Below are 11,633 nucleotides of genomic sequence, written 5' to 3'. Positions count from 1 at the left end.
CAACGGTTCGGGATCACGACACCGGCGACATCATCGATCACCAAGGCCCCGTTGGCAATCCGACAAGGGTCAATCACGCAATCCGTGCCAGATCCTGAAAACTGGATCCTGCACAGACTTCGTGATCGACCCGGTTCGGGATGCGAAGGGGCGGTTGATAGTTTGTTTGATAGTTCGTCATGTCGCGGGTGTTGTGCCCGCGGGCCACTGTCACTCCGCCGAGGTCGAGTACCGCTGTGATATCGCGCGTGCCGAGCCATGTGGGGGCGTACCGGCGTAGCGTCTCGGCCAGTCCTCGTTCGGTGTACTGGAGTCTCCGGATGTTCGATGCCGAACCCATCGCCTACGTCGCCAATCGCCGACGAGCGCGTCCAGGTCAGCACATCGACCAGGTAGTTGAGGCAGCTCTCGCCGAGCCAGACATGTACGTACACATCACGGCCGCATGGTAGAGCTCATACCGACCTCGGTCCCGATGCGAGCATGAGCCGCGCCTGCGACTGGCAGCCGCAGCACGACCAGGCTCGACATCCGAAGGTCGCAGTGTTTGCGCGATGTCGAACGCTGTCCGGGGACCGATACCGCCGGTGATTCGACACATCGGCTCGTGCCAACGAGTGCGTCTCGCGGCACTGTGGATCCAGCGATCCGAGGCCATCGCTGAGGTGGTTCGGACACAGACCGGGTCGTCGCTGTCCGCATCCGAAACCGGCGGCGGATCCGCCGGCCCGGATGTGCGCTCCATCGACGTCGCGATACTCAACTGACCAGGATGCCGCCGTCGACTGGCAATGTGACGCCGGTGATGTAGCCGCCGGCGGCACTGGCGAGGAAGACTACGGTCGCGGCCAGCTCTTCGGAGTAGCCGAATCGCCCGGCCAGGACACGGGGCATCGTCTGCTCGACGTAGCCGTCGGGATAGCTCTGGCTCATCTCGGATTCGAAGAAGCCCGGTGCCACGGCAGTGACGCGGATCCCTTTACGCGCGGTCCACTGCTGCGCGAGGTCGCGGGTGAGTCCGACGACCGCGGCCTTGCTCGAGGCGTACGCCGCCTGGGGCAGTCCCGCGGAGGTCAGTCCGAGAATGCTCGAGATGTTGACAATGACGCTGCCCGGCTGCATCACACGTCCGCAGGCCTGAGCCATCCAGTAGGTGCCGTTGAGGTTGATATCGATGACATGACGGAATTGTTCGGGAGTCTCACGGGTCGCGGGGACCGCCGAGGCGACGCCTGCGTTGTTGATCAGGATGTCGATCTTCCCGAAGGCCTCGAGCCCCGCCGTCACCAGCCGGGTGGCATCCTCCGGGTCCGACACATCGGCTTTCACGGCGATGGCGCGGCGACCGAGCGCCTCGACCATCTGCTTGGTCTCCTCGACCTTGTCGATCCGCCGCGCCGCGAGCACCAGATCGGCTCCGGCCTCGGCCAGCCCGCGCGCGAAGGCCACGCCCAAACCGGACGACGCCCCTGTGACGATCGCCACCTTGCCGTCGAGCCGGAACATGTCGAGCACACCCATCAGCATCTCCTGATTCAAGTTGTGAAGTAAGTTGTCAAATGAAACTATAGTACCAAACAACCTGCCCTCCAAAACGTCAGATCCTGGCAGCTGTCAGCCATCTTTACCTGGCATTATTGGTCTTTCGGCCCTTGAACTCTCATGACCCTGGGTTGATTAGTCGCATTTTGCGACTATTATCGCTCCCGCGGGTTGCCGACCGGGCAGCCGAAGTGTCGAAGGGAAGACCTCATGACCGAATCGCTCACCAGCACGCCAGCGGATGCGTCGGATCGGCCGGAGCCGGCTGTCACCGTCGAGCGTCGGGGCCATGTGCTGCTGATCGGGCTGAATCGCCCGGAGAAGTACAACGCGTTCAATCTCGAGCTGATCGAACAGTTGGGGCGCGCTTACTACGTCCTCGAGAACGATCCCGAGATCCGCTGTGGCGTCCTGTTCGGCCACGGCAAACACTTCACCGGCGGCCTGGATCTCGCCGAGGTCGGCCCTCGAGTCGAGGAAGGCGTACTCGACTACACCGAACCCGGTCTTCGTGATCCCTGGCGTAAGGGCGACACGTGGACGACCCCGCTGGTCATGGCGGTGCACGGCTGGGTGATGACCTTGGCGATCGAGCTGGCGCTGGCCGCCGACATCCGGATCGCCTCCGCGGACGCGCGGTTCTCCCAGATGGAGATCAACCGGGGGATCTACGCCTTCGGCGGCGCCACGATCCGGCTGCCGCGTGATGCGGGATGGGGAAACGCGATGCGGTGGCTGCTGACCGGCGAACCCTACGACGCCCAAGAAGCGCTGCGGATCGGCCTGGTCCAGGAAGTCGTGGAACCGGGCAAGCACGTCGAGCGAGCCATCGAGATCGCCGAGTACATCGCCGAGAAGGCCGGACCGCTCGGAGTGAAGGTCACCCTGGAATCGGCCCACCGGGCACGTATCGAAGGCGAGGCCGCCGCGTTCGCGCGTCTGGAGCCGGACATGTCCGCACTGCTGCACACCGAGGACGGCCACGAGGGCATGCAATCGTTCATCGAGCGGCGAGAGGCACGGTTCACCGGAAAATGAGCAATCGACAATTCCGTCTGGCGAATCGCCCGGTCGGCGCCGCACAGGAGTCCGACTGGGAGCAGGTAACCGAACCCATCCCATCGGTGGGTGAAGGGCAGTTCCTCATCCAGGTTCTGCAGCTGTCCCTGGATCCCGCAATGCGTGGATGGATGAACGCGGGCAAGTCCTACATTCCGCCCGTGGAGATCGGCGCGGTGATGCGCGCCTACGGCACCGGTCGAGTACTGGAATCCAGGCACTCCGACTTCCGCACGGGCGACCTCGTCACCGGCGAGTTCGGTGTGCAGGAGTTCGCTGTCAGCAGCGGCCGAGGTGTCCAGCGGATCGATCCCGACCTGCCCGTCCCTCTGAGCACCCACCTCGGGGTGCTGGGATTGACGGGAATGACCGCCTACTTCGGTTTGCTCGAGGTCGGCAGGTTCGCTCCCGGACAGACTGTCGTGGTCAGCGGCGCCGCGGGCGGTGTCGGCAGCACAGTGGGGCAGATCGCGAAGATCCTCGGAGGCCGGGTGGTCGGCATCGCCGGTGGCCCCGACAAGTGCCGATTCCTCGTCGAGGACCTCGGATTCGACGCCGCGATCGACTACAAGACAGAAAACGTTCGCCACGCCCTGCGTGATCGCGTTCCCGGCGGCGCGGACGTGTTCTTCGACAACGTCGGAGGCTCGATTCTCGACGCCGGTCTGCTGCGCCTTGCCCAGGGCGCGCGCGTAGTCATCTGCGGCGCGGTATCGCAGTACAACTCGAAATCCGGCGCTCAGGGCCCCGACCATTACCTCTCGCTGCTCGTCGCGCGGGCCCGCATGGAAGGTTTCGTGGTGTACGACTACGAAGATCGCTTCCCTCGAGCGACCCGCGCCCTGGCACAATGGCTGGCCGACGGCCGCCTCGACAGTGTCCAAGACGTCGTGCAGGATTCGATTCTGGCGTTCCCGAAGCTGCTGGCGGCGTTGTTCGCCGGTCAGAACACCGGCAAGTTGGTCCTCGACCTCCAGGACCGATCATGACCGCCCGGCACGCCGCGGGCCCGCGGTTGCTCGATGCCCGCGACGTCGAGTTCCTGCTCTACGAATGGCTCGACGTGCAGTCGCTGTGCACGCGCGAGCGCTACAGCGAGCACTCACGGGAAACCTTCGACGCGGTACTCGGTCTCGCCGCCGACCTGGCCGCGAAACGGCTCGCACCACACAACCGGCTCGCCGACGCCAGCCATCCGAAGCGTTCGGCCAACGGCACGGTGATCCTTCCCGACGAGATCGCCCAGGCGTTGGAGGCGATGAGTCAGGCGGGTCTGTTCTCCGGCGAGTTCGACGCCGAACTCGACGGTATGCAACTGCCGTTCACGGTCTCGCGCGCGGCGTTCGCGTGGCTGCAGGCCGCCAACACCGCGACTGCCGCGTACGGCATGCTCACCATCGGAAACGCGCATCTGCTGGCAACCCACGGCAGCCCCGAACAGATCCGCAGATGGGTGCGCCCGATGCTGGCCGGACGCTACCTGGGCACGATGTGTCTGTCGGAGCCGGAAGCGGGTTCGTCGCTGGCGCAGATCACCACTCGTGCAGTGCCGAGCGAGGACGGCACCTATCGCCTGACTGGCGCGAAGATGTGGATCACCGGCGGTGATCACGAGATGACCGAGAACATCGTGCATCTGGTTCTGGCGAAGGTGCCGGGCAGTCCGGAGGGTGTGAAAGGGATATCGCTGTTCGTGGTCCCGAAATACCTCGTCGACGACGACGGGGTGATCGGTGAACGCAACGATGTCGCTCTCGCGAGCCTCAATCACAAAATGGGGCAGCGTGGCGCGGTGAACGCGCTGTTGAATTTCGGTGACGGCGTCCACCGCCCAGGCGGCGCAGCCGGAGCGGTCGGATACCTGGTGGGCGCGGAGAACAACGGCCTGGCCTACATGTTCCACATGATGAACGAAGCCCGCATCAGTGTGGGCCTGTCGGCCACCGCCCTGGGATACACCGGATACCTGCAGTCGCTGGACTACGCACGTACCCGCGTCCAAGGACGTCGCCTCGGCCATCCCGAAGAGGGACCGGTACCGATCATCGCCCACCCCGACGTGCGACGGATGCTGTTGGCGCAGAAGAGCTATGTCGAAGGAGCGCTCGCCCTCGGTCTCTACTGTGCGCGGCTGGTGGACGAGATCGCCACCGGTGACGAACAGTCATCGGCGCGGGCCCATCTGCTGCTGGAGTTTCTCACCCCGATCGCGAAGAGCTGGCCCTCGCAATGGTGCCTGGAAGCCAACTCGCTCGCGATCCAGATCCACGGCGGATACGGCTACACCCTCGATTACAACGTCGAACAGCTCTACCGCGACAATCGGCTCAACGCCATCCACGAGGGCACCCACGCCATTCACGGGCTGGATCTGCTGGGCCGCAAGGCGGTCATGGCCGAGGGCGCAGCGCTGCGCCTGCTGCTCGACGTCTTCGAGACCACGGCACAGCAGGCAAGCGCTGTCTCGGCTGATCTGGTGCAGTGGTCCGAGCAGCTGCGTGCAGTGGCCCAACGCATCCATACGGTCACCGAGAAGCTGTGGAGCAGCGGTGATTCCGAAGTGACACTCGCCAATGCCAGCCTCTATCTCGAGGCGGTCGGTCACGTCGCGCTGTCGTGGATTTGGCTGGAACAGGCGATCACCGCCCACGGGAAGTCCGGTGACTTCTACGAAGGCAAACGGATCGCAGCACGGTACTTCTTCACCTACGAGCTGCCCAAGGCGCAGTTCCAGCTCGATCTGCTCGAAGCGCTGGACCGCACGACCGTCGATCTGGCGGAGGACTGGTTCTGAACCACGCTCCCACCCGACCATCACTCACCTACATTCTTCACGATTGGGGACACCCATGCCCGAAGCCGTCATTGACAGCGCTGATCCCCTCGGACGATTCGCCGAACCACACGAAATGGCCGCGGCGGTCGGCTTCCTCCCCTCCGCCGAAGCCGGATACATCACCGGCGTCGTACTGCCCGTGGACGGAGGCATCTCGATATGACCCGCTTCTCCAGCATCGAGGAACTGAGGCAGTCGGTGGACGCCGATCTCGGCGTGAGCCGCTGGATCGACATCGATCAGCAGCGCATCGACACCTTTGCGGAAACCACCGAAGACCGGCAGTGGATCCACACCGATCCCGAAGCAGCTACGCACGGCCCCTACGGCACCACCATCGCACATGGATTCATGACCCTGTCGCTGATCGCGGCATTCCTCGAGGACCTGCTGATCGTCGAGAACGTCGACATGGCGATCAACTACGGTCTGAACAAGGTCCGATTTCCGGCACCGGTGCCGGTCGGCTCCCGCGTACGCGCCCACGGCCGAATCATCGCCGTCGATCCGGTCCCCGGCGGGGTACAGGTAGCCGTCGCAATCACCATCGAACGCGACGGAACCGAGAAACCGGTGTGCGTCGCGGAGTCGCTGAGCCGATTCCTCGTACACCCCACCTGAGCATCATCGGATAGTCGACCGCTCGGCAACCCGCCGGCCGACTCACCACACACGACTCCACCGAACGGATCGTGTGGGTCGAGCCACGGCAACCAACCAGTCCAGATCCTCTGGCCACGCTGCGACCGAGGATCTGGATTGGTTGCGGACGGGCCCAGCACGAGCACGAGAAGGAAGTCTGACAAGTGGAGACAACGCAGAGCGCGGGCGAAACGTCCCCGCGCGGAGCCCGGGTCGGAGTCGTTCGCGAGACCGACCCGGGCGAACGGCGTGTCGCATTGGTGCCCAAGGTCATTCCGGCGCTGCTCGAGCAGGGTGTGGAAATCGTCGTGGAAGCCGGTGCGGGACAGGGAGCGCTCATCCCGGACAGTGCCTACATCGAGGCAGGCGCGATCATCGGCGACCCCTGGTCGGCCGATGTGGTCGTCAAGGTGGCCCCACCCGGTGACGCCGAGGTGGCGAAGCTGTCGAAAGGCGGGACACTCATCGGATTCCTCGCTCCGCGCAACGCCGACAACAAGATCGGCGCGCTGAAGGACGCGGGTGTGCAGGCGTTCGCGGTGGAGGCCATTCCGCGCATCTCCCGTGCGCAGGTCATGGACGCGCTGTCCTCGCAGGCGAACGTGGCCGGATACAAGGCCGTTGTGCTGGCGGCCTCCGAATCCACCCGCTTTTTCCCGATGCTCTCCACCGCGGCGGGCACCGTGAAACCGGCCACCGTGCTGGTGCTCGGCGTCGGCGTCGCCGGACTCCAGGCACTGGCCACCGCCAAGCGGCTCGGCGGGCGCACCACCGGCTACGACGTGCGGCCCGAGGTCGCCGACCAGGTGCGATCGGTCGGCGCGCAATGGCTCGACCTCGGCATCGACGCCGCCGGTGAGGGCGGCTACGCCCGCGAACTCACCGAGGAGGAGAAGGCGAAGCAGCAGCAGGCCCTCGAGGACGCCATCAAGGGATTCGATGTGGTCATCACCACGGCCCTGGTGCCGGGCCGCCCAGCGCCGCGCCTGGTGACCGCCGCCGCGGTGGAGGGCATGAAGCCCGGCAGCGTCATCGTCGACCTCGCCGGGGAGACCGGTGGCAACTGCGAGCTCACCGAGCCCGGGCAGACCGTCGTGAAACACGAAGTCACCATCGCCGCACCGCTGAACCTGCCCGCGACGATGCCCGAGCACGCGTCGGAGCTGTACTCCAAGAACATCGCCGCGCTGCTGGAACTGATGCTGGTCGACGGGAAGCTCGCGCCCGACTTCGGCGACCAGGTGCTCGCCGATTCCTGTGTCACACGTGAGGTGGACGCCTGATGTACAACGAACTGCTCGCGAACATCGCGATCCTGGTGCTGTCCGGATTCGTGGGATTCGCCGTCATCTCCAAGGTGCCCAACACCCTGCACACCCCGCTGATGTCGGGCACCAACGCCATCCACGGCATCGTGGTGCTCGGCGCGCTGGTCACCCTCGGCAAGGTCGAGCACCCGTCGGTGCTCGTGCAGGTGATCCTTTTCGTCGCCCTGGTGTTCGGAACGCTGAACGTGGTCGGTGGCTTCGTGGTCACCGACCGCATGCTCGGCATGTTCAAGGGCAAGAAGCCGCAGACGGCTCGGAAAGTGAGCGAGTAGCCCATGGACTACCTGGTCAATATTCTCTACATCCTCGCGTTCTCGCTGTTCATCTACGGTCTGATGGGCCTGACCGGCCCGAAGACCGCGGTGCGCGGCAACTGGATCGCGGCAACCGGCATGGGTATCGCGGTGGGCGCGACCCTGATCTCGATGCGCGACACCGGCAACTGGATCCTCATCATCGCCGGACTCGTCGTCGGTGTGGCGCTGGGTGTGCCACCGGCCGAATTCACCAAGATGACCGAGATGCCGCAGCTGGTCGCGGCGTTCAACGGGGTGGGCGGTGGCACCGTCGCGCTTATCGCGTGGGCCGAATTCCTCGACACCACCGGTTTCTCCGCGTTCGAGCACGGTGAGGATCCCACCGTGCACATCGTGATCGGTTCGCTGTTCGCGGCCATCATCGGTTCGATCTCGTTCTGGGGTTCGCTCATCGCCTTCGGCAAATTGCAGGAGATCCTGCCCGGTCGTCCCATTGGGCTGGGCAAGCTGCAGCAGCCGCTGAATCTGCTGCTGCTCATCGGTGCCGTCGCGGCCGCGGTGTTCATCGGGCTGAAGGCATCCGACGGCGGCGCGTCCCAGCCGTGGATGATCGCGGTGCTGGTGCTTGCGGGCATCCTCGGCCTCATGGTGGTGCTGCCCATCGGCGGCGCCGACATGCCCGTGGTGATCTCCCTGCTCAACGCGCTCACCGGACTGTCCGCCGCCGCGGCCGGTCTGGCGTTGAACAACACCGCCATGATCGTGGCGGGCATGATCGTCGGCGCGTCCGGCGCCATCCTCACCAACCTCATGGCCAAGGCCATGAACCGCTCCATCCCGGCGATCGTGGCCGGTGGCTTCGGCGGCGGCGGTACCGCGCCCGGCGGTGACGCCGGTGGCGAGCAGAAGCAGGCCAAGGCCACCTCGGCCGCCGACGCCGCCATCCAGATGGCCTACGCCAACCAGGTCGTAGTGGTGCCCGGCTACGGTATGGCCGTCGCCCAGGCCCAGCACGCCGTCAAGGAGATGGCGGCCCTCCTCGAGGCCAAGGGTGTCGAAGTCAAGTACGCCATCCACCCGGTCGCGGGCCGGATGCCGGGGCATATGAACGTGCTGCTGGCCGAGGCCGAGGTCTCCTACGACGCCATGAAGGAAATGGACGACGTCAACGGCGAGTTCAACCGCACCGACGTGGCACTGGTCATCGGTGCCAACGACGTCACCAACCCGGCGGCGCGCGAGGATGCCGGCAGCCCGATCTACGGCATGCCGGTGCTCAACGTCGACCAGGCGAAGTCGGTCATCGTGCTCAAGCGGTCGATGAACTCCGGCTTCGCCGGAATCGACAACCCGCTGTTCTACGCCGACCACACCTCGATGCTGTTCGGCGACGCCAAGAAATCCGTCGGTGCGGTCACCGAGGAACTCAAGGCGCTGTAGTAGCGACCGCCCCGAACTCGCGCCGGCCGCGGCGCGACGTGCCGTCACCGTGTCCGCCCGCGGTGACGGCACAGCCCGTTCCCGAGCGGAGATGCTCGATGCACACCCTCTTGCCAAGGTCCTGACCTCGAGGCCCGGCATCGCTCCACCGCTGCGGCAGCTTCATCCGCGGTGAGCACCCGGCCCGGTCCAGCAGCAACAAGCTGAAACGGGCGCTGTTCCTGACCGCATTCGCCGCCCTGCCAAGTTGCGATCTGAACCCGTCAGCCTTTCCTCACCCAGCGACCCGCAGTCGAGATTCGGCCCGGCGACCGGCCCGGAATGGCCCGAGACACCGACAGGCCGCCTTGGCATGCGCATACGTCCACCGGCTCGACAGATCGGTGCCCGCCGCCTCCTAGGATGCTGTGACGAGGTTGGCTGGCGCCGCAGTAGTGGAACGCAACTGATCACCCTATGATGGAGGTATGAAGCACGAAGAGTTGTCCGAGGAGAACTGTGCGATCGCACGTTCATCTGCGGTGCTCGGCGAGCGCTGGATATGGCCGATCCTGCGTCAGGCGTTCAATGGCGCCAGACGTTTCGATGAGTTTCAGCGCGGCATCGGCCTGGCGCGCAACATCCTGACCGATCGACTGAACCTGCTCGTGGAAAACGGCATTCTCGAGCGCCGTGCCGATCCCGACGGCGGGGCACGTCAGCAGTACCGGCTGACCCCGAAGGGGCATGCCCTGTTCCCTGTCTACGTCGCCATGATGGAGTGGGGCAATCAGTGGACCGGATTGGTGGCACCGCCGGTGGATCTTTTGCACAAGCCGTGCGGACATCGCATGCACGCGCGTGTGGCGTGCTCGGAATGCGGCCAGGACATCAACGATCACGACACCGAGCCGGTGGTGGGCAAGGGGTTGTTCATCTACCGATAGATGAACAACCGCATCCTCGCCTATGCGCGCATCTCTTCCGTCACTGTGACTTCGGGCCAGCATCCGCGAGTGAGGGAAGCACGCTCCGGGCGACCTTGCCCGTAGGTGTCCGCGGCAGTTGGCTGGTGAAGATGAAGCGGCGCGGCGTTTTGTATGCCGCCAGATTTGCGCTGACATGGTTACGGAGTTCGGCCTCCGAGACCTGCGGTCCGGCAGGGACGATGAATGCGACGATCTCCTCGCCGACTCGATCGTCAGGCACCCCGACGACGGCGGACTCGGTCACGGCGGGATGATCTTGCAGGACGGACTCGACTTCGCCTGGGTAGACGTTGAATCCGCCGCGGATGATCAACTGCTTGAGCCGATCGACGACGTAGAGATGATTGTCGGCATCCAACCTCCCCACATCTCCGGTATACAGCCACCCGTCGCGGATCGCGCGGTCGGTCGCGATCGGGTTACCCCAGTACCCCTTCATCACATTCGGCCCGCGGACGACGATTTCCCCGACTTCACCGACCGGGACCTCACTCCCGTCGGGAGCGACGATCTTCACCTGTACGCCGGGAAGCACCGGGCCGACCGAACCGGTGCGCAGGGGCCGGTCCGTCCGGTTGTAGGCCACTGCCGGCGCGGCCTCGGTCAGGCCGTACCCCACAATGACCGGCACCCCGAATCGCTTCTCGGCCCAGACGCGCACAGCCTGCGGTAGAGCGGCGCCGGCCGTCGACAGGCGCTCGAGAGGGGTGGAGAACGCCAGGCCCGTCGAGTTGTGCATCAGCATCTGCAGATGCGTCGGTACGCCGACGAGGATGGTGATCTTACCCGCATCGATCAGCTCGGCCACACGACGCGCGTCGAACTTGGCCATGGGCCACACCGCGGCACCGGCGCGCAGGGCCAAGCCGAGCACGGTCAATCCCATGGTATGGAACGGCGGGAGAATGCCCGCGACAACATCGTCGGCAGCAGGGCCGAGCACGGCGGTTTCCCCCAGCACTTCAGCGTTGAAGAGCAGATTCCCATGCGTGAGTTCGGCCCCCTTGGGCATGCCCGTGGTTCCCGAGGTGTAGAGGATGGCGGCGGTGTCCGAACTGCTCACTGCCACTTTGTCGGCGTGCGCAGGGCGACGGCGCAGTGTGTCGACATCGACGACGGAGATATCGGTTCCGTTCGTCCACTCGCCGCCCTCCGAGGTGGCGATCAATGTTTTCGCACCGGAGTCCCGAAGTTGATGGGCCGCCTCCCGGGCGGTGAGCGCAGGGTTCATCGGAACCGCTGTGGCACCGATGCCGAGCGCAGCGTAAAAGGCGACAGCGAAGTCCAGCGGATAGGCCTGACTGACAGCGACGCGGTCTCCCCGCTCGACGTTCAAAGCACGCAGCCCGCCGCGAGCGGCTGCGATCCGATCGGTCAGCTCCCCGTACGTGATCACCTCCTCGTCGGTGATGAATGCGGCCCGGTCGGCGCCGAGACCAGCACCGATGTCAACCAGATCTGCGAGATTGCTGATAGCACTACCTTCGTTCATGGCTGGGACCTCCGGGGAACGCTTTTGTTGCTTGTCCTGCGAGGACTGAAATGAGACGGCGTCCCCGGG

11 protein-coding genes and 1 pseudogene are annotated in these 11,633 nt (G+C 65.2%); 10 read left to right on the top strand and 2 right to left on the bottom strand.

The genetic code is table 11. From position 1 onward, the window contains the following. Positions 1 to 759: 759 nt before the first annotated feature. On the bottom strand, positions 760 to 1,521 hold the full coding sequence (locus ACWEO7_RS36370) for an SDR family NAD(P)-dependent oxidoreductase (RefSeq protein WP_452430032.1): 762 nt from the start codon (positions 1,519 to 1,521) through the stop codon (positions 760 to 762). 231 nt (positions 1,522 to 1,752) lie between these two features. On the opposite strand from ACWEO7_RS36370, the gene ACWEO7_RS36365 reads away from it, so the two are divergent. From ACWEO7_RS36365 to ACWEO7_RS36320, 10 genes and pseudogenes are all read left to right on the top strand, one after another. Next, positions 1,753 to 2,580: a crotonase/enoyl-CoA hydratase family protein gene (locus ACWEO7_RS36365; RefSeq protein ID WP_452430030.1), complete on the top strand. Its 828-nt coding sequence runs from the start codon at positions 1,753 to 1,755 to the stop codon at positions 2,578 to 2,580. After that, entirely contained in the window at positions 2,577 to 3,590 is a 1,014-nt protein-coding gene (locus ACWEO7_RS36360; protein WP_452430028.1) for an NADP-dependent oxidoreductase, read from the top strand. Before ACWEO7_RS36365 ends, ACWEO7_RS36360 begins: the two co-directional genes overlap by 4 nt. Continuing rightward, the gene (locus tag ACWEO7_RS36355; protein WP_452430026.1) at positions 3,587 to 5,395 is read left to right on the top strand and encodes an acyl-CoA dehydrogenase; all 1,809 of its coding nucleotides are present in this window, start codon (positions 3,587 to 3,589) and stop codon (positions 5,393 to 5,395) included. The genes ACWEO7_RS36360 and ACWEO7_RS36355 overlap by 4 nt, the downstream gene beginning before the upstream one ends. Positions 5,396 to 5,438: 43 nt before the next feature. Beyond that, positions 5,439 to 5,600, top strand: a complete 162-nt coding sequence (locus ACWEO7_RS36350) for an SDR family oxidoreductase (RefSeq protein WP_452430024.1) — start codon at positions 5,439 to 5,441, stop codon at positions 5,598 to 5,600. Then, positions 5,597 to 6,058 (top strand): MaoC family dehydratase, encoded by a 462-nt coding sequence (locus ACWEO7_RS36345; protein ID WP_452430023.1) that lies wholly within the window; start codon positions 5,597 to 5,599, stop codon positions 6,056 to 6,058. Before ACWEO7_RS36350 ends, ACWEO7_RS36345 begins: the two co-directional genes overlap by 4 nt. Positions 6,059 to 6,243: 185 nt before the next feature. After that, a complete protein-coding gene (locus ACWEO7_RS36340) occupies positions 6,244 to 7,362 on the top strand; it encodes a Re/Si-specific NAD(P)(+) transhydrogenase subunit alpha (protein ID WP_452430021.1) in 1,119 nt (372 codons plus the stop codon). Further along, on the top strand, positions 7,362 to 7,679 hold the full coding sequence (locus ACWEO7_RS36335) for an NAD(P) transhydrogenase subunit alpha (protein WP_452430019.1): 318 nt from the start codon (positions 7,362 to 7,364) through the stop codon (positions 7,677 to 7,679). Before ACWEO7_RS36340 ends, ACWEO7_RS36335 begins: the two co-directional genes overlap by 1 nt. Positions 7,680 to 7,682: 3 nt before the next feature. Continuing rightward, complete coding sequence (locus ACWEO7_RS36330) at positions 7,683 to 9,104, top strand: NAD(P)(+) transhydrogenase (Re/Si-specific) subunit beta (protein ID WP_452430017.1); 1,422 nt, start codon at positions 7,683 to 7,685, stop codon at positions 9,102 to 9,104. A 149-nt stretch (positions 9,105 to 9,253) separates the two neighbouring features. Continuing rightward, positions 9,254 to 9,505, top strand: a pseudogene (locus tag ACWEO7_RS36325) (hypothetical protein); the annotation flags it as partial. 66 nt (positions 9,506 to 9,571) lie between these two features. Then, the gene (locus ACWEO7_RS36320; RefSeq protein WP_450017108.1) at positions 9,572 to 10,030 is read left to right on the top strand and encodes a winged helix-turn-helix transcriptional regulator; all 459 of its coding nucleotides are present in this window, start codon (positions 9,572 to 9,574) and stop codon (positions 10,028 to 10,030) included. A gap of 40 nt (positions 10,031 to 10,070) precedes the next feature. Here ACWEO7_RS36320 and ACWEO7_RS36315 read toward each other — a convergent pair. After that, on the bottom strand, positions 10,071 to 11,633 hold a 1,563-nt coding region (locus ACWEO7_RS36315; RefSeq protein ID WP_452430015.1), incomplete at its 5' end, for a class I adenylate-forming enzyme family protein.

This window comes from Nocardia sp. NPDC004260 (assembly GCF_053603155.1).
The sequence above is the reverse complement of the archived record's forward strand: the minus strand, read 5'-3'. Positions and strand labels throughout refer to the sequence as shown.

Coding starts and splice junctions, on each gene's coding strand:
- ACWEO7_RS36370 (WP_452430032.1), bottom strand. CDS start 1,521: ATGGGTGTGCTCGACATGTTCCGGCTCGACGGCAAGGTGGCGATCGTC.
- ACWEO7_RS36365 (WP_452430030.1), top strand. CDS start 1,753: ATGACCGAATCGCTCACCAGCACGCCAGCGGATGCGTCGGATCGGCCG.
- ACWEO7_RS36360 (WP_452430028.1), top strand. CDS start 2,577: ATGAGCAATCGACAATTCCGTCTGGCGAATCGCCCGGTCGGCGCCGCA.
- ACWEO7_RS36355 (WP_452430026.1), top strand. CDS start 3,587: ATGACCGCCCGGCACGCCGCGGGCCCGCGGTTGCTCGATGCCCGCGAC.
- ACWEO7_RS36345 (WP_452430023.1), top strand. CDS start 5,597: ATGACCCGCTTCTCCAGCATCGAGGAACTGAGGCAGTCGGTGGACGCC.
- ACWEO7_RS36335 (WP_452430019.1), top strand. CDS start 7,362: ATGTACAACGAACTGCTCGCGAACATCGCGATCCTGGTGCTGTCCGGA.
- ACWEO7_RS36330 (WP_452430017.1), top strand. CDS start 7,683: ATGGACTACCTGGTCAATATTCTCTACATCCTCGCGTTCTCGCTGTTC.
- ACWEO7_RS36320 (WP_450017108.1), top strand. CDS start 9,572: ATGAAGCACGAAGAGTTGTCCGAGGAGAACTGTGCGATCGCACGTTCA.